The sequence below is a fragment of the Hydrogenobacter thermophilus TK-6 genome (genome assembly GCF_000010785.1).
In the GTDB taxonomy this organism is placed as follows: Bacteria; Aquificota; Aquificia; order Aquificales; family Aquificaceae; genus Hydrogenobacter; species Hydrogenobacter thermophilus.
Genome location: NC_013799.1, coordinates 844,336 through 865,561, shown reverse-complemented (window position 1 = coordinate 865,561; position 21,226 = coordinate 844,336). Strand labels below are relative to the sequence as shown.

Below are 21,226 nucleotides of genomic sequence, written 5' to 3'. Positions count from 1 at the left end.
ATAAGTGTAGTATGAGTAGGGTTATACTTCTTGCCTTCATACTGCCTTCCTCCTTGGGCGCTTTTCTGTGGTTTTATACACACAGGACCAAGGATGCAGAGAGTGAGTTTAAGATAGAGAGGGTCTCGCGCGGTGATATAGTTTCAAAGGTTTCCGCAACGGGGACTATAAATCCTGTAGCTACGGTGATAGTGGGTTCTCAGGTCTCGGGCAAAATTGTGGCTATATACGCGGACTATAACTCGCGGGTCAGAAAAGGTCAGGTGCTTGCGGAGATAGACCCATCCTTATTTCTGGCACAGCTCCAGCAGGGCAGGGCTTCTGTAGAAACTGCAAAGGCAAATCTTGAAAAGGAGAGAAGGACCATGCAGGTTCTGGAGGCAAACTTAGAAGGGGCGCAGGCGGTTTTGGAAAAGGCAAGGAGGGACCTTCAGAGAGCCAAGTATCTGTATGAGAAGAGTTTGCTGTCCGAGAGCGATATGGATGTGGCACAGCAGAGCTACAAGAGCGCTTTAGCAAATGTGGAAGCAATAAAGGCTCAGATAGAGGCTCAGCGTTTAGCTATAAAGTCTGCAGAAAACCAGCTAAAGCAAGCTCTGGCTAACATGAGCATTGCGGAAACTAACCTGAGATACACCAAGATAGTTTCCCCGGTTGACGGTATTGTTATTACAAAAAATGTGGAAGTAGGGCAGACTGTGGCAGCAAGCTTTCAAACACCCACCCTGTTTTTGATAGCCAAGGACCTTTCCAAGATGCAGGTGGAGGCAACGGTTTCTGAGGCGGATATTGGTAAGATAAAAGAGGGACAGGAGGTGGAATTCACTGTGGATGCATACCCTGGCAGAGTCTTTAGGGGTAGGGTATCTCAGGTAAGACTTTCACCCGTAAACATTCAGAATGTGATAACTTACACGGTTATAATCCCTGTGGATAACAGCCACATGCTTTTAAAACCGGGCATGACTGCCAATGTGTCCTTTCTGGTAGCTAAGAAGACTGGTGTTCTTAGAGTTCCCAATGTGGCACTCAGGGTAAGGTTGAGGGGAGAGAAACAGCAGGGAGCGGGTGTATGGGTGCTAAGGGACAACAGACCCGTCAGAGTTCCTGTAAAGACCGGCATAAGCGATGGCACTTACACGGAGGTTGTTGCAGGAGACCTGAAGGAAGGGGATAAGGTTATAGTAGGTTTGGGAGAAGAGAGGAAAAAGCCTGCATCGCCGAGGTTCTTCTGATGGCTCTTATAGAGCTAAGAGAAGTTAAGAAAACATACAGGCTGGACCATGTAGAGGTGCATGTGCTTAAGGGTATAAGCATGAGTGTAGAAAGGGGGGAAGTGCTGGCTATCATGGGACCATCTGGCTCTGGAAAGTCCACCCTCATGAACATCATAGGCTGTCTTGATGTGCCTACGGAGGGAGAATACATACTGGACGGTGTATCTATCAAAAACATGAGCACGGACCAGATAGCGCGTGTTAGGAATACAAAGGTGGGCTTTGTTTTCCAGAGTTTTAATCTCATACCACGCCTTACCGCTCTTGAAAATGTGGAGCTTCCCATGATATACGCGGGTGTTGGGAGAAGGGAGAGGAAAAAAAGGGCTGTGGAGCTTTTAAAGATGGTTGGGCTTGGGGACAGAATTTACCACTATCCCAGCCAGCTTTCGGGAGGACAGCAACAGAGGGTTGCCATAGCCAGAGCCATAGCCAACAATCCCCCCATAATCCTTGCGGACGAACCGACAGGAAGCCTGGACACTGCAACGGGCAACATGATAATGGATCTGCTCCTGTCCCTCAACGAAAGGTTAGGGACAACACTGATAGTTGTCACGCACGAACCTGCGGTAGCATCTTACTGCAAAAGGGTTGTAAGGATAAAGGACGGCCTTCTGGTGGAATGATGGGCATTTACGACCTTTTTTGGATGTCCATAAGAAGCTTCAGGGCAAATAAGTTAAGGTCTTTTTTGACCACTCTTGGCATAGTCATCGGAGTGTCCGCGGTTATTGCCATGCTTTCGGTGGGAGAGGGTGCCAGCAGGAAGATTCAGGAGCAGATAGCCAGCATAGGTAGTAATCTGCTGATAGTCTTACCAGGAAGCACCACTGCTGGAGGTGTCAGGATGGGTTTGGGAACACAGCCTACCCTTTCTCTGACAGATGCTCAGGCTGTTGTGAGGGAGTGTCCCAGCGTTCTGCGCGTGGCACCCATAAAGGCCGGTGTAGCCCAGTTGGTCTATGGTAGTATGAACTGGTCAACGGGTGTGGTGGGAACCACGCAGGACTACTTTGAGATAAGAGACTGGAAGGTGGTATCGGGAAGGGTCTTTGGTGAGGAGGATGTGAGAAGCGCCTCTAAGGTGGCGGTGCTGGGACAGACGGTGGTGGAAAACCTCTTTGTGGGGGATGACCCGGTGGGGAAGGTTATAAGGATAAAGGGCATGCCTTTCATGGTAATAGGCGTGCTTGAGAGGAAGGGGCAATCACCCATGGGTCAGGACCAGGACGATACGGTCATAGTCCCCATATCCTCCGCTCAGAGGTTTCTCTTTGGCACAGCCTTTCCGGGTCAGATAGACAGGATGATGGTGCAGGCTCTAGGACCTAACAGCATAGAGGATGCAGAAAAAGAGGTAAAGCAAACCATACTTCAGAGGCACAGACAGGAGGACTTTACCGTAAGAAACCTATCACAGTTTTTGCAAGTTCAGCAGGAGTCTGCCAGGGTTATGTCTCTGCTCCTTCTTTCAGTGGCATGCGTATCCCTTCTGGTGGGTGGTATAGGCATCATGAACATCATGCTGGTCTCTGTAGCAGAAAGAACCAGAGAGATAGGCATAAGGATGGCTGTAGGTGCCAGAGTCTGGGACATAAGGGGACAGTTCCTTTTGGAGGCGCTTATACTCTCCACTCTGGGAGGCATGGTAGGTATAGCTGTGGGAGTCATAGCATCTTATTCCATTTCCAGGGCTTTTGGTTGGGCTGTTGTCATATCACCCTTTCACATACTCGTAGCTTTCAGCTTTTCCTTTCTGGTGGGTGTTATCTTTGGCTTTTATCCCGCTTACAAGGCTTCAAAGCTAAACCCTGTGGATGCTCTTAGGTACGAGTGAGCCTCCTGAAAGCTTCCTTTCTCACAAAATCGGATATGTTGGGAAAAGAGCTTTTCACCTTTTCCATCCTCTCTTTTATAACTCTTAGCTCCTTCTCATCCTCCACAAGACCCTTCGGGCAGGAGTTGTTTACGATGAGCCTCACCCAGCCTTTTGGAAGGGGTACTTTACTCCAGGGTCTTCCCTCGCCTTCCTGCAGTTTAACATCTATAAAGGTCCTCTGACAGTTCACGGGACACCAGTGGCAAACAGTGTCCTTTGATGTGGTAGCCACATACTCCAGATTCTCTACGGTTTGAAAACCTCTGAACCTTGTGCTTTTAGTCTTCCGCCAGTGTTCCAGAGCTACCAGCGCTGCGCCTATAGCTCCAGCTTCACCGGAGTATGGGTGTACATAAACTTCCGCATCGGGGACCCTGGACTTTATAAAGTCCACCTGAGCCTTTACCACCGCAAGGTTTCTGTGCGTCCCACCCTGAAGTATGAACTTCCTACCCACCTGCGCCAGGTTGTTTATGTTTCCTGCGTATATCCAGACATTTAGAGGTAGAACATAGCACAGACCCGCCAGTATCTCCTCCGCCTGCCAGCCTTTTCTTTGCTGGTTTACTATATCGCTCTGTAAGAAGACTCCACAGCCCATGGTGAAGTTAGGTATAGCCTTTGCCAAGAAGGCTCTTTCCGCTATCTGGCTAAGTGGTATGTTAAACCTCTCCGCCACTCCCTGCAGAAAGGCGCCGTTTCCCGAAGAGCACTGGGAGTTTAATCTAAAGTCTACCACAGAGCCTTGTCTGAGTATCATGATCTTTACATCTACTCCACCCACATCGCATATACAGTCCGCATCGGGGAAAAAATGCAGTCCTGCGGTAGCATGAGCAACTGTTTCCACTATAGCAACATCCGCTCCGAGGATATCTTTAAGCAGGTCCTTACCATAGCCCGTGATTCCAAGACTAAGGACTTTCCCACTGCCAAGATACTCCTTTATCTGCCTGAATATCTCCTTTGCATCCTCTATTGGGTTTCCTTTGCTCATGGTGTAGCAGGAAAAGACCAGCTCCTTCTCGGGAGTTATGCAAACCGCTTTTGCCGTTGTGGAACCAAAATCACAGCCTACTATCACCTCCGGCACTTTTTTGGGTTGTATCCTTTTGCCTACGCTATGCGAGTACTTCCTCATAAAAGCCTCAAGCTCCTCCTCCGAGCTTACAAGTCCTCTCTTGCCCTCTTTGAGCTTTTCCTCGTACTGTCCTTCCTTTACCCACCACTCTAACTTCTCCCTTCCTTGATAAACACCTCCCTCCTCCTCTTCCATAGCGGTGTATATACACCCAAGACTGGCATAAAAGAGGGAGTTTTCCGGCACATAAACCAGCTTCTGCATCTCCTCTTCAGAAAAGTCTCCTACACCTCTGACTTTCCAGAGCTCTTTAAGGTGGTGCCTCCATGCCTCTTGAAGACCTCTGAAAAACAGGTTTGGACCTCCCAGGAGAAGCACCTCGGGGAGGGGTGTGTTTCCCTTTGTGAGCTGGGACAGGTTCTGATAGACCACAGCCTCAAACAGGGAGGCAATGATCTCCTCCACTGGAACCCCCGCCTTTACCAAAGAGTTGACATCCGCTTCCGCAAATATACCGCACTTGGAGCTTATCCTGTGTAGTGTGTAGCCTCTGTATCCCATACTGGAGAGTTTTTGCTGGTCAATTCCCAGCTTCCTTGCAGACTTCTCTATGAAGGTACCAGTACCACCTGCGCACACATTCTGCATATACACCTGCCTGCTTTTCTTTCCCCCCTCCTCCTTTATGAAGATGGTCTTCATGTCCTCCCCTCCTATTTCGCTTACGAACCTCACGCGCGGATGGAGCCTTTCAACTGCAACGCTTACAGCAACCACCTCCTGGATAAACTTACCGCCTATGAGTTTGGTTATCTGCCCTGCGCCCGAACCTGTTAGATAAACCCTGTCTCTTCCAGCTCTGAGCCCGTATAATTCCTCAAGCTTTATAAGAAACTCCAGTACCTTCTCCGCCTGCCTGGTGTTGTGCCTTTCGTAAGCTTTATCTATTATTTTGCCACTATCATCCGCAAGTACATACTTGCATGTGGTGCTCCCTATGTCTATACCCAACAGCATGGCACTAGCCTCTCAAACCCTTCCCATAAGCTTTGCTACATGCATAACATAGTTGGCAGATGTTCCTGCGTATCCGTAGTGGGGTATCCTGTAAGTAGCCCTTCTTATCTCGGGTTTTTTAGCTTCAAACTCTTTTATGTCTTCAATTTTCAGTTTTGTCCTCTGTAGCACTTCTTCAAACTCCTCCTTTGCCCTCCTTTTCGCCTCGGTCAGTATCATCTGACACCTTGAAAGAGCGTGAACTTCAGCATCACCCTTTATCTCAATGGGAGCGTAAAGCAGGTCCGGATAATCCCCCAGCACCTTTGCCATGGCACCTACGGACATGGTATTGGGAAGGCATCCGTAAGGTGAGAGCTCGCATATCATGTGAGCATGTTTGTTTCTGTAAGCATAAAGAGCCTTACCTATGAGCATATGTCCTTCACCGCCGGTGAGTCTGTAATAAAAGTAAGGTCTGGCAAGTTCCTTTAAAGCTCTCTGGTCTGGGAGAGGGTTTGGAATGTCGTTAAGAGCATTTCTGAGTCTGTTGTAGGTGTATCTGTAAAGCCAGGCAAATAGAGAGATGATGGCTTTCTTCAGAGGGTACATTTTGACAAATTCTCTCTTGTCTTCCAATTTAAACAGCTCCATGTTTATAAGGTAATCCATCCATACAGCTACGGGGGGAGGCACCACCTGTGCGCCTTCCTGCTCCAACCATCTCTTTATGTTGTAATTGCCCTCTCCTTCGTGAGTCTGAAGCCAGAACTCACCTGTTATCTTCACTGTAGGTTTCACTCTAAGTCTGTCAACCTCTATCTCATCCCACAGCTCTTTAACTTCTTTCAAAGCCTTTGTAAAGTAGTCAGTAGTTAAATGCCACAGCAGAGAACCAAGCTTTTTACCTCTTATGGGTCTTTTCCTTAGCTTTTCGTAAATGAGCTCTACGCTATCTCTCAGTACTCTATCTGTTTTCCCCTTTTCAACCTCGTAGGGTCTTGTTGCGTACTCCATGTCAGTAAGGAGATCTCCTATGAACATGGCATAAACGAGTCCTAAGGTCAGAGGCATGCTTATTTCAAGACCTCCACCCTCCACCGACTGCTCCATCTGAAGAAGGTCAAGAAGAAACAGCCTAAAATCTCTGAGGTTTAATCCCTCAAGCACGCGCTCGTAAGACTCATGATACTGACCAAACCTGCATGGTCCACAGGCTCCTATGGTAACAAACACATAGTTATCCTTGAGCCGTTCCCTTCCTTCACTCTTTTCTATCTGCATGAGCGCTCTGGCAAGGTTTCCTGCGGTAAAGGTGGTAGGACAGCAGGCACCCACATCTATAAACTCTTTACCCATGTCCAGGTCCACCCTCCTTATCTCCGGCAGGGGCTTTGCTCTGTATCCCATGTTTTCAAGAGAGGCTTGTATGAGCCTTTCGTGCTTCCAGGTGAGTCCCCCAAAGAGGATGGTTGTCTTAGACCTCTCCTCTTTTGTAAAAGCTCTGGGTCTGTATGCTCTATAATCAAGCACCTCCATGATTTACCCTCCTCAAAAGGCTTTTAAGAAAATTTAACTCTTTCCTGAGGAGATTTGTCTGTTTGATATCATGTTTTGGCGGGAGAGTAAGGGAATCGAACCCTCCGGAGGTCGCCTGTAGCGACCCCCCACGGGATTTGAAGTCCCGGGGCGGCACCAGCCAGCCAAACTCTCCCTACCTCTTGGGAAGACACTCTATGCCTTCTCTGATTATTATAGATTCTACGACCTTTGCTATCTCGTCAGCTGTCTTTAGCCTTTTTAAACTTTCAACGTCCGAGGATGCTATTTTAACTATCCAAGTCTCGTAGGGACTGCTCACTATCGGTGATGGGTCTTTCTCAAGAGAAGCGTTTATCTCCACCACTTTCCCACCTATGGGTGTGGGAAATGTAGAGACTCTCTTGCCCGCTTCAATTACAGCCAGGTTATCATCGTACTCAAGCACTGTCCCAACAGGCTTTATCTTTATGGAGTAAAGGGGGTAAGCCAAGGATGCCAGTATGGACATAAAGCCTACCGAGTAAACACCCCTTCCCTCCTCTTTAACCCACTGAAAGAGCATCCTATCTTCGTTTACACGATAGAGCCTGTCTCTCTTTACCACACACCCTTTTATCACTATGTCTTCCATCTTTTTAGCCCATGAAAAAAGGGAGGAGCTTAGAAAAAACTTTAAGACATCACGCCTGCTTATCATAAGCCTATGATATTTCTCTCAAACTTTAAAAATCCCCTCTCTTTTGCCCAAAGGTCAAGGGAGAGGGTGGCTATATCATCAAGGTGTGGCACAGCAAGACCATCCTTTCTCATGTCTATGACCTTCATGTAGGTATCACACTTCTTGCAAACCTGCAGAATGGCATAACTTTCTCCCTGGTCGTAGTAATACTCAAGGGTGTTATCCTCGTTGTTGCCACATCTCACACACTGCGTTCTGTTATAGAGCCACTCGGTGTTGCAAAGGACACAAACTAAGTATCTTGCACCTTCTACATCCTCACCATCCGCGATGTAAGAAACGCAAGGTTTGAAGCCACACACGGGACACCTGTTTTTAAGCCATTGATCTTTCTTAATATCCATCTCTTCGGAACCCTTGGAAAAGAAGGGGTTTAAAAAAGTAAGAAAGATAAACCTCTCTTCATCAGGTGCATCCTTATCCTTCAGAAAGCTATCCACCTTACGGATAAGTGCTTCTTTATCAAGCTTCCTAAGTTCCTGCACCTTTTCCTGAATGAGCGGACTTCCATAGTCCCGGCATATATCAAGCAGCTGGTAGATTTTCTTTATATGACCTTTCCAATCGCAGTCCTTCAATCTTTCGTAAACTTCCTTCTGGAAGCTCATGGTACTGTGGAGAAAGTCCAGCACATGGGAAACTTCGGGATGCCTCTTTTTCAGCACTATCAACCTCTCCAGATGATACTCCCTTTCCCTTAACTTTATCAGGCTCACTTTATAACTCCGCAGGCTATCCTTGCTCCCGCATCACCAGCCGGGTCCGTTCTGTAGTCATCCCTGTGATGATGTATCATAAGCGCCGTACCTCCATCTTTTAGTAGGCTGTTTTCCTTTCCACGCTCCAGCGTTACAAAGGTGTTAAGCACATGCACTTTAAGATTTCCGTTAGCGTCGGTAAATACATTGGGCATGTCTCCTGCATGAGGTCCATCGGGGTTTAAAAGTCCGTGCTTCTTCTTAAAGGGGTTGAAGTGTCCCTTTGCGGACATAAAGTCAGGAGGGTCGCACTTGCCAAGCTCATGGATGTGAAAGGCAAGCTCAGCGTTGGGTGGTAGATTTGAGGCTTCAAGCTTTATGAGAACTCCGCTGTTGGTCTGTATAAGCTCAGCTTTGCCTATCTTCTCGCCCTTCTGGTTCACTATGTCTGCGTGTGCTTTGAGTTCCTGTGCTATTGAAAAAGAGAAGAGGACGGCGCACAGCGCCATCCCACTGCTCAAACAGCTAAGCCCCCCCATGACACTCACCTCCTCACCACCTCCCTGAACCACTTAGGGTGATGCCTCATAGCCCAAAGAGCAGAAACTTTGCCAGTTATCATACCCGAGAGGGAGCCAGGAACTCCCACCGTTCCCATGTAGACATGGACTATGAACCCGGCACCTACCAGTATAAAGGCAAGGTCATGAAGCACTATGGATATCCTCGTAAGCGTTATGGGAAAGTTTCCGGGGAACCACATGAGTATGCCAGTTATCAAAAAGACAAGGCATCCTAAAAACACCAACCAGCCAAAGACTTTCTGCCCAGCGTTGTACTTGCCCACCTCCGGCAGTTTTTCCTCCTCTCCTTTTATGTAATGCTTAACGCTTTTGAGCCAAGCCATATCATCGGATGTGAGGAGAAAGTCCTTTGACCACTTTAGGAACATAAGCAAAACTCCCACGGAGAATACCAGACCAGCCCAAGGGTGTAGCCACCTTGCAAAATCAAGACCTCCCAGCACAGGGAGAAGCCAGGCGAACTTGGGTGAGTATATGCCAAGCCCGGAGAGGAAGAGGTAAATGAAGGTTATGGCAACCACCCAGTGCACCACTCTGTCAAACCTGCTAAACCTCTCTATCTCCAACTCTTCAAGGTTTTTTGTCTCTTCCATGGTTAGCCCTCCTTTTTCTTACCTACCTTTATGGGTCCAAAGAGTATGAGCTGTAAGAAAGCTCCCAGCAATGTACCCCAAAGAACCACAGCACCAAAGACCTTCAAAGGACCCTTCCAAAGGCTTATCCATGGTGATATGCTCGCCTCTTTGGGAAGTCCGTACATCTCAGGCTTGTCTCCGTGCGGCAGAACATATATGTATCCCGTACCACCAACACCGGGAGGATCATAGACAGTAGCCTTCTCAAAGCCCCTCTTCTTTAACCCTTCTACTATCTTGTTGGCTCTCATTAGCATTTCGCTCTTTACACCAAAGTGAAGCGCGTTGGTGGGACAGGTTTTTACGCAGGCAGGTTCAAGTCCGGCGGAAACCCTGTCTACGCAGAAGTTGCACTTCCAAGGCTTGTTGTTGGCATCATACCTCGGAATATCAAAAGGACAGCCAGAGAGGCAGAACTTACAGCCTATGCACTTGGAGTGGTCAAAGTCCACTATACCGTTTTCGTACTGAATTACAGCTCCGGGGGAAGGACAGGCTTTTAGACAGCCAGGGTCTCCGCAGTGCATACACTGGTACTTGGTGATAAACCAAGTTATACCCTTATCTGTTTCTCCCTCTTTGAACTTCATTATCATAAACAGATTTGGCATCAGGTCAGGGTAAGACTGATAACCTACAAAGTCCTGACCCTCTTTAAATAGTGGGGGTTTAAGGTCGTGCCACTGAGTACAAGCTGCCTCACAACCTTTACAGCCTATACAGCTTGATATATCCACCAGTATGGCTAAGGTATCCGCTCTCTTTACATTCTGGTCAGGAAGTTTGGAAGCGGATACCCTCTTTAACCCAAGTCCTACCGTTCCTTCTGTGGTAACCGTGCTCATGATTAACCTCCTCTAAGTTTTCACCTTTTCTATCCTGCACAAAAAGCCCTTAAACTCCGGCGTTTGGGAGTTGGGGTCCCATACAAAGGGGGTAGTAAGGTTTGCCAGCGAACCCCTAACTATTCCCTCAAAGCCCCAGTGAATGGGTATTCCGACGGTATAGACCTTCTTACCGTTTACAGTAAGAGGCTTTATCCTTTTTGTGGGAAGAGCATAGGCTTCCGCCGAGCCTCTCGCTGTTACTATTCTCACCTTCTCTCCCTCCTTTATACCCAGCTCTTTGGCAAGCTCTTCGGGTATCTCCACGAACATCTTTTGGAACAGCACGGAGGTGCCATAAATATGTTTTGTCCAGTAGTGGAAGTGTTCCGTAACTCTGTAGGTGGTTGCAGCATATGGAAACTTGTCGGGCGTTCCAAGAAGGTCTAGATCTGACCTGTAGACCTTCACCACCGGGTTATGGGGTGTTTTGGGATGTAGCACATTCTCAACGGGCGATTCGTAAGGTTCATAATGTTCTGGGAATGGACCATCCACCAGAAACTGAGAGTATAGCCTCCCTCTTCCTTCAGGTAGCATGATGAAAGGTCCATACTCAGGAGGTAAGTCCGGTTTTATGTCGGGCACATCATAACCTACCCACTTTTGCTCTTTGGCATTCCACCACACGAGCTTTTTCTTTGGGGACCTGGGATTTCCGTCTGGTCCTGCGGAAGCGCGGTTGTAAAGTATTCTCCTGTTGGCAGGCCATGAGTAGCCGTAGTTGGGGTAGATGCCCAATCCTGAAGGATCCGTTAGGTCTGCTGACTTTGCTCTGTTGCCCGATTGAGGAAACACTCCGCAGTAGAGCCACATACCGCAGGAGGTAGTGCCATCATCCTTTAAGTATATAAAGCCTGGCAGTCTCTCACCTTTTTTGACCACCACATTGCCCTTGTCATCCTTTATGTCATCCAGAGCAACACCATTTATTTCAAGCGCCAAGACCTCCTCCGCGGTAGGATGGTATGGGTTCTGGAATGGCCACCTTGCCTTCAGTATAGGGTCTGGGAAAGCACCACCCTCCTTTTGATACAGCTCTTTGAGCTTCATGTAAAGGTTTCCAATAAACCAGAGTTCTTCCTTTGCCTCTCCGGGCGGCTCTACAGCCTTATACTGCCACTTTAGGGTTCTGGCGCTGTTGGTTTTGGTTCCCTCCTTTTCCGCAAAGACGGCGGATGGAAGCAAGAACACTTCCGTTTTTATGCTTTCTGGATTTTCCACATGCTGCCAGAAGGCAGCCATTTCCGTTTCAAAGGGGTCCATCACTACCATCCACTTGAGATTAGAAAGAGCAACCGCGGTCTTTTTGGCGTTGGGGGTGTTTGCCAGCAAGTTAACACCTATGGATACCACGCCTTCCATCTTGCCTCTGAACATCCTGTCCACGGCCTCATCCCACGAGATGACCTTGTCCTGTTTGGGAAGGTAAGAGTAGCAGAAATCGTTTTCGGGTGTTGCGTTGTCTCCAAAGTAGGACTTAAGCAGAGAAACTATGAACTTAGAGTAGTTAGACCAGTAATTCATGGAACCCTCGTCCCACGGTTTTGGAGTGTTCGCTTCTATGTAATCTTTTAGGGTTTGCTGTTCGGGAGTAGGAGGCTTGAGGTAGCCGTGCAAGAACCTGCCCTCTCCCGCAAGGTCCGTCATTCCCTGTATGTTAGCGTGTCCTCTGAGGGCATTTACACCACCGCCTGGCACGCCTATGTTCCCAAGTAGGAGCTGGAGTATGGCCATAGAACCTATCACCTGAGTACCCCAGGAATGGTGCGTCCAGCCAAGGGCGTAAAGATGGGTCATAGATTTGTCTGGCACTCCAGTTTCCGCTACGAGCTTTGCCACTTCAAGGAACTTCTCTTTGGGAACTCCTGTTATCTTTTCCACCACTTCCGGAGTGTACCTGGAGTAGAACTGTTTCAGAAGCTGGAAGACACATCTGGGATGCTCCATGGTCATATCCTTCTTGACCATTCCCTTTTCGTCCCTCTCATAGTCCCACAGCTTTGTATCGTACTTCCTCTTTTCGGGGTCATAACCGGAGAAGAGCCCCACTGTAGGGTCAAAATTGTAGGTATCTTTTACTATGTAGGTAGCGTTGGTAAAGTGCTTTATATACTCCTCATCATACTTTTTGTTCTGTATCACGTAGTTTATAAGACCACCCATAAAGGCTATGTCAGAACCCGGTCTTATCTGCACGAACATATCGGCTACAGCTGCGGTTCTGTGATATCTCACATCTACGCTTATTATCTTTGCTCCTCTCTCTTGCCTTGCCTTAATTGCCCACTTGAAGCCACACGGATGGTTTTCCGCAGGATTTCCCCCCATAACAAAAACCAGGTCCGCGTTCTTTATGTCATTCCAGGAGTTGGTCATGGCTCCTCTTCCGAATCTTGCGGCCAAACTGGCCACCGTTGGAGCGTGTCACACTCGTGCCTGAGTTTCCAGCGCCACTAAACCCAGCAGTCTTCCCAGCTTCACCCCAAGATAGCCTGGCTCATTTTCCATAGTGCATCCCATGAGCCAGAAGATGCTCTCACATCTGTTTACCGTCCTTCCCTCCTGATCCTTTTCTATAAAGGTTCTGTCTCTTGTGTCCTTTATGAGCCTGGCTATCCTATTTAACGCCTCATCCCAGCTTATCTCCTTCCACTCTTTAGCTCCGGGTGCTCTGTAGAGAGGTTTGGTGATCCTTTGAGGTGAGTTTACAAAGTCTTTAAGGGTTGCGCCTTTAGGACAAAGAGTACCTCTGTTTACAGGGTCATCTGGATCACCCTCTATATGTATAACTCTTGGCTTTACATTCATAGCACCATCTGTCAAACTGTATACAAGAACTCCGCAGGATACGGAACAGTAAGTGCAAACACTTTTAGCAACCTTAGCCTTGGCTATCTTAAGCTCTCTAACTCTTGCGTAGGCAGGCTTGAGGTCAAAGCCAAGACCCCCCACAAGCCCAGCGCCTATTGAAGCTCCCGAAAACTTTAAAAAGCTTCGCCTCGTGAGTTCCATGCCTTCTACCTCCTCATTGATAATTTACAACTTCAAGCTCTCTTTTTACTTTGAAATTTTCAATGAGAAAATAGCGAGTATTTCAATATCAGGATATGCTTAAAATGGAAATAAACTCCTCCACTGGCAGTGGTTTGCTAAGATAAAATCCCTGCACATAGTCGCATCCCAGGTCCTTCAGGATTTCCAGCTGGCTTTTTCTTTCTACCCCCTCCGCCACAGTCTTTATTTTTAGTGACTTTGCCATGTTTATAATGGCGAGCACTACTTTCAAGGTCTTCTCATCTTGGTCAATGAGCTTTATAAAAGACATGTCTATCTTTATGTAATCCACGGGAAGGTTAGCCAGGTAAGACAGGGAGGAGTATCTTACTCCAAAGTCATCGAGGGTTATCAAAAATCCACAGGTTTTGAGCTCACTTATCTTTCTGCTCGCCCCTTCCAGGTCTTCTATAAGCATTTCCTCAGTTATCTCCACATTTAAAAGCTCGGGAGATATGCCAGATGCCTTCACCACATGGCAGAGCTTTTCCGCAAGATCCTTTTGCCTTAGCTGAGCAGGTGATAGGTTTATGGATATGGGAACTTTTATATGGTACTCTTTAATAAACTGTATGCACTTTTTAAAAACATAGTCACTAACATCAAGTATTAGCCCGGTTTTTTCAAGCACTGGCACAAAGTCCTTTGCCTGCACAAGACCCAGACTCCTGGAGTTCCACCTTAAAAGCTCCTCCGCTCCTACAACTTTAAGGTCAGAGGTTCTGTAAACAGGCTGGAAGTATATTAAAAACTCCCCCCTTTCCAAAGCTAACCTTAGCTCCTGCTCCATCTTTACCCACTGGAAAACTTTCTTTCCTTCCTCCGGGTTGTAAAACTCGTAGCTTCCCGGCACACTCACCTTTGCCTTTTTGAGGGCTATCTCAGCGTTTCTTACAAGCTCCTGGGCTCTCTGTCCATCGGTGGGATAGAAGGATACACCTATGTGAATCCCCAGTTTGTACGATTCTCCCTCTATGCTCAGGTTGCAAGCGTTAAATACGCTCTTTAAAAGTTCATAAATGTCCTCGGCGCTTTTCATCTCCTTAAAAAGGACAAACTCATCGTCCCCGTAGCGAGCGCAAAACGCTGGAAGAATCTTGAGGTTCTGCGCAAAAGCTCTCAGGACTTTATCACCAAACTCATATCCATAAACGGCGTTAATACCCCCTAAGTTGTGCATGTCCATCAAAAGCACCGCTATGTTGCTGTGGGATTTTTCTTTTATAGTCTCTTCCAGCTGCCTCAGGAAGTAAACTCTTGTGGGCAGGTCTGTTAAAGCATCGTAGTTGACAAGCCTGTAGAGGCTCTCTTCCATCTGCCTTACCTGTGTTATGTCCCTACCTGTTGAGACAAAGGCTGTTATGTTTCCCGTTTCATCTCTTAGCGGGCTGATTATTGCATCAAGATAAAAGAGACTCTTGTCCTTCCTGCGGTTTATAAAAACAGCTCTGAAGGATTCTCCAGAAAGTATCGTATCCCAGAGGTTTTTGTAAAACTCCCTGCTGTGAAGGCCAGACTTGAATATGCGAGGGTTCTTACCCAGAAGCTCCTCTTTTGTGTATCCGCTTATCCTCTCTACTGCCGGGTTTACATACATAATATTACCGCTTTTGTCAGTTATCATTACCCACTCAAAGGATTGCTCTGTAGCCATGTACATCATTTCCATGCTTTTAAGAAGGTCTATATGTTCCAGCGCAAAGGATAGGCCTTCCCCTATCTCTTCCACAAGCTTTACCACCTCATGGGTGAAGGCGCCCTTTCTGTCTGAGTAGAGGTTGAGAGTGCCTATAACTTCATCCTTTAGTCTTATGGGATAGGCACAGCTGGAGAGATACCCTCTTTTTAACATCTGGGTGCGCCACTCAAGCACGGAAGGCTCAGTCTCCGTATCGTTGTTGACCTGCACCTTCTTTTCCAAAACCGCCCTTGCGGAAGGACCTTTGTTTAGCTTTTCGCTGTAAATGTTTATGCTTATGCTTTCAAGATAGTTCTCCACATGTCCATACCAAGAAACTGGCTTTATGTTTCCCGCATCGTCAAGAAGACCTATCCAAGCCATCCTAAAGCCCGCTGCCTCAACCGCAATCCTGCATATTTCTCCAAATATCTCCTCCCTGCTTTTTGCCTTTATCAGCGTCTGATTTACCAAAGAGAGCGTCCTGTACATATTGACCATAAAGGAGATACTCTGCTTCTCGTACAGATTTCTTATATGAGTGGAGGCGCAGAGAAGTATCCCTATATCCTGAGCATCCCAAGACCTCTCGTGCTGAGATTCGCACATAATAAACCCATCCAGCTTTGCCTCTTGCAAGAGGGGGACTATTGCCAGAGCCTTAGTATCTACAAAGCTAAGGTACTCTCCCATACAATCCTTCAGCATTTGACCCTGAAGCCTCTGCGCCAGAAAGACACCCTCTTTCTCCAGCGTATGCAAAAGTTCAAGGCATTTTTCCCTTCTTAGCAAAAGTCCACCCATAAACTCGTCAGTGCTTTTTATGTACATGTGCTCACAAAAAAGTATCTCTTCCTTCACAGTCCAGAGGCTCACCCTTTCCGCATTCAGAAACTGTGCGCAGAGTTTTAAGAGGTCATTTATGTTGCCTTCAGAAGCGTACAAAGCCCTGAAAAAGCTCAGAAGTTTCATAAATCCTCCCCCTTCCTGTTAACAATAAAATGCTTGAAAATCAAGCACTTCAGAATCGGGGGGGGGGTGAACGCTTTTTCACTTTTCCCAATCTCTCCCTTCATGGAAACATAATTTAACACTTTTTAACATGGTGGCAAGTATAATTTGACAAAAAAATGGGACACCTTTTTTGAATTCCGGGACATAGAGGGACTTTTTGGGACTTTCTGGGACGCTTGAAAATCAAGGACTTTAGAAGGTGGGGTTTTCTGCAAAATTGCAGTCTGGGGGTGTCCCACTCATTTGTCAAACTTTTTTGACAAAAAAATGGGACACTTTTTCATGGCATTTTGGATCGGGTTAGAATTTGACAAAAAAATGGGACACCCCACCCCTCTGGACTTGTTGATTTTCAAGATTTGTCCCATGCTTTTGTCAAACTTTTAGAACCAATATCTCCACCTTCCATCCTCCCTCCGGCGGTATCTCTCAGCATATCTATATATATATAAGGAATATAGGTAGTTGATCTCGCAGGCACTCCTGTATTGCTTGCATTCAGTCCCTACCTTCCATACGCACACCTGCCCCCTTCTGCAAAATTGCAGACATTTCTCCCACTCCCACGATTTTGCAAGTTTGCACTCTTGAATAACCCAGTTCCCACCGTTGTATCTCTGATAGACAATCCACAGTTGCGGGGTGGGGTTGCTTTTGATAAGCGTATTCAAATAATATGCGAAGGCATAGAAATGGTCTTTGCTGTATGGCTTAGTGTAGTCAGGGAACAAAGGCTTAAGCAGTGGGTCTAAGAACTTAGGAGTCAGCTGGAAATATCCGACTGAGCTGTATCCGTCTAAGCTATTCCTCCATTGGCATCTCGTTTCCTTCTCGGCGGTGGCTATGTTGTAATGCGTAGGGTAGTCTTTTGCTATGTATCTTTCTGTTGCTTCCTGTATGGCAGGTTCAAGCTTTAGGCATCTTGGATTAGCCCAGAGCAAAGACAAGCCCGATATAGATAAGCAAAGCAATAGTGTAAACCTTGTCATAAGGGTCTCTCCAGTCAATGAATCCCACCTTGAGCACTCTCGTAATGTAGTAATAGACAAGTCCCGCACTGGCTAAAGCTACTTTTCTGGCTATTGCACTTAGAAGCGTGGGCTGATCATAAACATAGGCAAAAGCTACAAGCATAAACACAACTGCAAGGGCTATATCAATGCTGTAATGCTTCAGTATTCTTCTTAGCAACTCTATTGCTTGCATGTGTTAATCACCTCCCGCAGAATTTCATTTTCTCTCTCAAGTCTAAACATGTAATTGAGTAAAGACTGCAATTTTTCAGTGGCTGGCTGGTCTGGTTTGATTGTGGGGCGTTCTGTTTTTGGGATATCAGGGACAGGGCATTTCACAATAACTTCTTTCTCTATCACTTGTGGCTTAGTAGCGCAGGCAAACAAAAAGCTACTTACTAAAAAAATAAGAGCTCGCTTCATTGATCATCTCCTTCAGTGCTTTGCACTCGTCTGTATGTGGTGGGATGCTCACTTGTGGGATAGGTTCTGTAGCTTTCTTGAGAAGCACAGTATATCTCTGCTCTATCTTCTTTTTATCAAGCTCACACTTGCTTTTTAGTTCAGAATAAAGATCTGTGTATTTGACAAGGTTCTCTTGTGTGGCTTTCAGTTCTGCTTTGCACTGAGATAGTCTCTCAGCTGTCTGTAGATGCATTTTGCGTTCAATGAGCAAGCCAGCTGACAAAAGCCCGCATGCTACCAGCATAGTAAAAGACAAAACCCAACTCATTGGAACCTAAACCTCACTCTTCTTTTTGTGCTCCCGGCACCACTGCCACCGCCAAAGTTTTGTATCCACTCGTCCCGCCTTCTTTTAGCTAAAAATCTCAAGCCTCTTTTGACTACAACATCATTCGCTTTCCGATTAGCTGAGAACCTCAACCCTCTCGTGATTTGCACATTGTAGTTTGCCATCACTTCACCTCATAGACTATCTCGTTTGCTATCTCTCTTAGCTTACTCACGCTTGCGTATTGAGTTTTAAGTCTGTTTTCTATCTCTCCCACTGCAACGCCTATCCATTCTTCTTTTCTTGCCATAAAGCCTTGCTCTGGATGAAACTCGTAAGCATCTTTCACTTGATTGTTCTCAATCACAAACACATACTGCATATTCACACTCCCTTCATGCTCTTGAGATCTCTAATATGTAAGTAAATGTGATAGTATCTCCACTCAGAACTGAAATCGGAGTAGCAAGCACGGAACGATCAAAGAAGTGCCAAGTAGCATTACCGGGGTGGAACGACCACACCGCGTGCTCTGATACGGTGGCGGGTAAGGAGTATGAAAGCGTAGCAATAGAACGCAGTTTATAGACTTGACTTGTTGTATCAAAAAAGTAGTTGTAAGTCGCGGCTGTGACGGGTGAAGTTTGAATTGGGGATTGTAAGTTAGTATCAGTGAAGCTCTCTGGGTTTGTCCCTGTTCCAGAAGTGTGCCCTCTTGCTGTGTTCCATGCGTAGAACACACTGAAATCGTTGTCATCTGCATAAAATCCTCCTAGCGTCTTTAGAAGCGTGATCATCCCTCTGTTTGTGATGAGTTTTTGACTTTGCAGTCCGTAGTCAATCACTTCTCCATTTCTTGTTGTTTTCTTTGCATAAAGCTTACTTCCAACCACCAAAAGCTCCGCCTCGGGTAGTATTAACTTTCTAAAAACTCTTAGAAGCTTGTGTCTCATTTATTCCACCTCCATGACTCTGATTTCTTTGTTGTTTGCATATGCATAAATCTCAAACCCGGGCAGGAAGTTAAAAACAAGACTGTCCCCGGGTGAAAGCTTAAAGCCGTTCGTGTTATCTACTGTGCTGTTTCCGATGTAGACCTCTGCATCAGACACATTCTGAATAATCACCCACCTCGCTTCCGGGTCAAGGTTTATCTGCACTCTACCGTTAACAGTTATAGCCCTTGTCCTTATTATTCTTCTTAAAGTCTCTTGGTGCAGCGGTCTATACTCGTAGCTCATAGCAGCCTCCTTTTGGCTTGGGCTTTGATCAATGCAAACAGATAGATGTCGTTGTTTGCATACTCAACAGAGAAGTCCGTGAGCGGTAGCTTGGCGTAAAGCTTCTGCAAAATTGCATCCACTTCAGATTGAAACTCGTCAAACTGAGAAAGCTTCTTTTTGTGTGCTACGATGATAACAAAGCTTGAGATTGTGTTGTTTCTGTCTATCTGTTCTCTCTCTAAAAATACACTCATAAGCTTTTGCACATCAGCTCTTAACTCCTCGGGGCTTTTGTAGCCGATTGTATGCGTGTGGTCTGGGAAAAGTGTTTGCAGTTCAGCATACAACTCTACAAGCCTCATGCTCTTTTCACCTCGTAGCTTTGAGGACTTGCTCCAGTGGTGGTCATTGTTTGTCTGTTGAAAAGTCCCTTAAGCTCGTTTTGTATTTTTAAATACATGTCAGATTTCTCGTAGTATTTGCTGTCTTCAGACTGTGCAAGCCTCAGATATAGTCTTCTCAGTGCTACGATTTTTGTATATTCTTTTGCCCACTCCAGCCCTGCGGAGTTTAGGTCTGCGGGCTGGACTCCGTACAGAGATAGCGTTCTTTCTGTGTATATATTTGCGAAGCTTATATCAGTATCACTTGGGCTTATGGGCTCATCTGCAAAGTCGGCACTCGTGATAAACACAAAGCTCATATCACTCCCTCCAAAGCCCTCATGAACTCAAGGGCTACCCTTTTGGCTCTATCCTGCAAATTTGCAAAGAAATAAGGGTATGGTTTACTTCCGGGGTGATTGCCTTTCTTTCTAAATATGTATCCCTCTGCGGTTGGGATTTTTAGTGCTTTTCTTCTTTTAGGTAGTATAGTATGCGGTTTAGTGCCAAACTCTACATACTTTGCGTAATCCGCCTGTGCTATGATGCGTGCGGAGTTCTCTGTTGACATATACCATGTGATAGACCTCTGAAGATTTCCCGTGCGTGGTTTGAACGCCCGCCCGCTGTCTATCCAATCGTGAATGTCTTTCACATACGTTTCTGATGCTATCATGATTGCTCTCCTAAGACTTTTTTCTACTGCGTTTGTTTGTAGTATCTGCGGGAGCTTCTTGATCTTCAGTTCTATCTTCATCGTCAATAACCTCTATCTGATTGCCGTATATAGCAAGAAGTCTCCTCAAGAGTTGCTCTGGCACTGGGTCTACGGATACGCCATCTTTGAAATTGATCACGCCCCCGGGGAAGTAGAGGGGGCTATTGCCTTGCCAAGGGATTTTCACTCTCTTCATGATTAATTGTTAATGTTGGTTATCTTAGCTACATCCCACTTGTTCTTAGATGCCATGCTCACATACCACTTTAGTCTCCATTTTCTCGCATCCTTGTCCTGAACCTTACCCACTTCTTCTATTACCACACCTGCGTTGTCTCCCATATACACGCCATGCACTGCGGTTTGCCCCAATCTGACTGCATACACAGAGGTTAGATTGTTTGTGATGGGGATGTATTCATTTCTGAGGATTGGGATTCCGTTATAAGCCATCACAGGTCTTCCAAAGTTGGGCAACATGACTTGTTCGGGATTTACATAGAGAGTTCTAAGTAGTGCTTTAATGCTTAGGTATGTCCTCGGGTGCACTATGATTGCGGTGGGTTCTGCTCCGGCAGGGAACTTCTCTAAAAGCTGGTCAAGTAGCTGGAACGATATAGGAGCACCGCCTGAACCAGCGTCAACTATCATGCTCGCATCCACGAACCTATCCAAGCCATCAAACTCGTTTGGGTTTGCACTGTTTCCTGTGATGAACAGTCTTTTGAAGGCTCTCGTGATCGCTTCAGATGCTGCAAGTGTCTTTTCAAGCACACGGTCTACAAGTTGTTCTACTGCGGTAGCTTCAAAGTTATAGACTACAACATCCGCAGCGATCATAGAAACCCTATTTTGCATCACAGTACCAGACACATCTACCTCTGGGATGGTCCCGTAGGGATCCACTACCGACGCCGTAGGCACATCTCCCGTCCTATACCAGCTGTAAATATTAGTCTGACTTTTGGTAAAAGGCAGTAGGGCAAATAGCTCATCCTTGTCCGCCATATACTCAATGACTGCCCTTTCTGTTGTCTCTGCAGAAAGCCTGCCAGCTAAAACCTTCAAAACGCTCATTTCATGCCTCCT

23 protein-coding genes and 1 tRNA gene are annotated in these 21,226 nt (G+C 46.5%); 3 read left to right on the top strand and 21 right to left on the bottom strand.

Going from position 1 to position 21,226, the window contains the following annotated elements; all coding sequences use genetic code 11:
* Positions 1 to 11: 11 nt before the first annotated feature.
* The 3 genes from HTH_RS04710 to HTH_RS04700 are packed head-to-tail and all read left to right on the top strand — an operon-like array spanning position 12 to position 3,117.
* A complete protein-coding gene (locus HTH_RS04710) occupies positions 12 to 1,235 on the top strand; it encodes an efflux RND transporter periplasmic adaptor subunit (protein ID WP_012963578.1) in 1,224 nt (407 codons plus the stop codon).
* Positions 1,235 to 1,906, top strand: coding sequence for an ABC transporter ATP-binding protein (locus tag HTH_RS04705; protein ID WP_012963577.1), 672 nt, complete (start codon positions 1,235 to 1,237; stop codon positions 1,904 to 1,906). Before HTH_RS04710 ends, HTH_RS04705 begins: the two co-directional genes overlap by 1 nt.
* Positions 1,903 to 3,117 carry an ABC transporter permease gene (locus HTH_RS04700; RefSeq protein WP_014462599.1) on the top strand — a complete coding sequence of 405 codons (1,215 nt, stop codon included), beginning with the start codon at positions 1,903 to 1,905 and terminating at the stop codon, positions 3,115 to 3,117. Before HTH_RS04705 ends, HTH_RS04700 begins: the two co-directional genes overlap by 4 nt.
* On the opposite strand, the gene HTH_RS04695 is transcribed toward HTH_RS04700, so the two are convergent.
* From HTH_RS04695 to HTH_RS04585, 21 genes are all read right to left on the bottom strand, one after another.
* Positions 3,104 to 5,257, bottom strand: coding sequence for a BadF/BadG/BcrA/BcrD ATPase family protein (locus HTH_RS04695; protein ID WP_012963575.1), 2,154 nt, complete (start codon positions 5,255 to 5,257; stop codon positions 3,104 to 3,106). The two genes, HTH_RS04700 and HTH_RS04695, sit on opposite strands and share 14 nt — an antisense overlap.
* Before the next feature lie 12 nt (positions 5,258 to 5,269).
* Positions 5,270 to 6,775 (bottom strand): hypothetical protein, encoded by a 1,506-nt coding sequence (locus HTH_RS04690; RefSeq protein ID WP_012963574.1) that lies wholly within the window; start codon positions 6,773 to 6,775, stop codon positions 5,270 to 5,272.
* Between the two features lie 76 nt (positions 6,776 to 6,851).
* Positions 6,852 to 6,951: transfer RNA gene (locus tag HTH_RS04685), tRNA-Sec, on the bottom strand.
* Complete coding sequence (locus HTH_RS04680; RefSeq protein ID WP_012963573.1) at positions 6,951 to 7,475, bottom strand: glycine cleavage system protein H; 525 nt, start codon at positions 7,473 to 7,475, stop codon at positions 6,951 to 6,953. The genes HTH_RS04685 and HTH_RS04680 overlap by 1 nt, the downstream gene beginning before the upstream one ends.
* Positions 7,472 to 8,233: a formate dehydrogenase accessory protein FdhE gene (locus HTH_RS04675; RefSeq protein ID WP_012963572.1), complete on the bottom strand. Its 762-nt coding sequence runs from the start codon at positions 8,231 to 8,233 to the stop codon at positions 7,472 to 7,474. The genes HTH_RS04680 and HTH_RS04675 overlap by 4 nt, the downstream gene beginning before the upstream one ends.
* On the bottom strand, positions 8,230 to 8,754 hold the full coding sequence (locus HTH_RS04670) for a superoxide dismutase family protein (RefSeq protein WP_012963571.1): 525 nt from the start codon (positions 8,752 to 8,754) through the stop codon (positions 8,230 to 8,232). The genes HTH_RS04675 and HTH_RS04670 overlap by 4 nt, the downstream gene beginning before the upstream one ends.
* A gap of 5 nt (positions 8,755 to 8,759) precedes the next feature.
* Positions 8,760 to 9,392 carry a formate dehydrogenase subunit gamma gene (locus tag HTH_RS04665; RefSeq protein ID WP_012963570.1) on the bottom strand — a complete coding sequence of 211 codons (633 nt, stop codon included), beginning with the start codon at positions 9,390 to 9,392 and terminating at the stop codon, positions 8,760 to 8,762.
* Between the two features lie 2 nt (positions 9,393 to 9,394).
* Entirely contained in the window at positions 9,395 to 10,279 is an 885-nt protein-coding gene (fdxH, locus tag HTH_RS04660; protein WP_012963569.1) for a formate dehydrogenase subunit beta, read from the bottom strand.
* A gap of 12 nt (positions 10,280 to 10,291) precedes the next feature.
* A complete protein-coding gene (fdnG, locus tag HTH_RS04655) occupies positions 10,292 to 13,333 on the bottom strand; it encodes a formate dehydrogenase-N subunit alpha (RefSeq protein ID WP_148161783.1) in 3,042 nt (1,013 codons plus the stop codon).
* A gap of 88 nt (positions 13,334 to 13,421) precedes the next feature.
* Entirely contained in the window at positions 13,422 to 16,025 is a 2,604-nt protein-coding gene (locus HTH_RS04645; RefSeq protein WP_012963566.1) for a bifunctional diguanylate cyclase/phosphodiesterase, read from the bottom strand.
* A gap of 969 nt (positions 16,026 to 16,994) precedes the next feature.
* Positions 16,995 to 17,273, bottom strand: a complete 279-nt coding sequence (locus HTH_RS04635) for a hypothetical protein (protein ID WP_012963564.1) — start codon at positions 17,271 to 17,273, stop codon at positions 16,995 to 16,997.
* Between the two features lie 198 nt (positions 17,274 to 17,471).
* Positions 17,472 to 17,813 carry a hypothetical protein gene (locus tag HTH_RS04625; protein ID WP_012963562.1) on the bottom strand — a complete coding sequence of 114 codons (342 nt, stop codon included), beginning with the start codon at positions 17,811 to 17,813 and terminating at the stop codon, positions 17,472 to 17,474.
* Positions 17,810 to 17,998, bottom strand: a complete 189-nt coding sequence (locus HTH_RS04620; RefSeq protein ID WP_012963561.1) for a hypothetical protein — start codon at positions 17,996 to 17,998, stop codon at positions 17,810 to 17,812. Before HTH_RS04620 ends, HTH_RS04625 begins: the two co-directional genes overlap by 4 nt.
* Positions 17,998 to 18,195: a hypothetical protein gene (locus HTH_RS04615; RefSeq protein ID WP_012963560.1), complete on the bottom strand. Its 198-nt coding sequence runs from the start codon at positions 18,193 to 18,195 to the stop codon at positions 17,998 to 18,000. Before HTH_RS04615 ends, HTH_RS04620 begins: the two co-directional genes overlap by 1 nt.
* A gap of 13 nt (positions 18,196 to 18,208) precedes the next feature.
* On the bottom strand, positions 18,209 to 18,766 hold the full coding sequence (locus tag HTH_RS04610; RefSeq protein ID WP_012963559.1) for a hypothetical protein: 558 nt from the start codon (positions 18,764 to 18,766) through the stop codon (positions 18,209 to 18,211).
* Positions 18,767 to 19,054 carry a hypothetical protein gene (locus tag HTH_RS04605; RefSeq protein ID WP_012963558.1) on the bottom strand — a complete coding sequence of 96 codons (288 nt, stop codon included), beginning with the start codon at positions 19,052 to 19,054 and terminating at the stop codon, positions 18,767 to 18,769.
* Positions 19,051 to 19,398 carry a hypothetical protein gene (locus tag HTH_RS04600; RefSeq protein WP_012963557.1) on the bottom strand — a complete coding sequence of 116 codons (348 nt, stop codon included), beginning with the start codon at positions 19,396 to 19,398 and terminating at the stop codon, positions 19,051 to 19,053. Before HTH_RS04600 ends, HTH_RS04605 begins: the two co-directional genes overlap by 4 nt.
* Complete coding sequence (locus tag HTH_RS04595) at positions 19,395 to 19,739, bottom strand: hypothetical protein (RefSeq protein WP_012963556.1); 345 nt, start codon at positions 19,737 to 19,739, stop codon at positions 19,395 to 19,397. The genes HTH_RS04600 and HTH_RS04595 overlap by 4 nt, the downstream gene beginning before the upstream one ends.
* Positions 19,736 to 20,176 (bottom strand): HK97 gp10 family phage protein, encoded by a 441-nt coding sequence (locus HTH_RS04590; RefSeq protein ID WP_014462597.1) that lies wholly within the window; start codon positions 20,174 to 20,176, stop codon positions 19,736 to 19,738. Before HTH_RS04590 ends, HTH_RS04595 begins: the two co-directional genes overlap by 4 nt.
* A complete protein-coding gene (locus HTH_RS09835) occupies positions 20,106 to 20,333 on the bottom strand; it encodes a hypothetical protein (RefSeq protein ID WP_012963554.1) in 228 nt (75 codons plus the stop codon). Before HTH_RS09835 ends, HTH_RS04590 begins: the two co-directional genes overlap by 71 nt.
* A 2-nt stretch (positions 20,334 to 20,335) precedes the next feature.
* Entirely contained in the window at positions 20,336 to 21,214 is an 879-nt protein-coding gene (locus HTH_RS04585) for a major capsid protein (RefSeq protein ID WP_012963553.1), read from the bottom strand.
* Between the last annotated feature and the right edge of the window lie 12 nt (positions 21,215 to 21,226).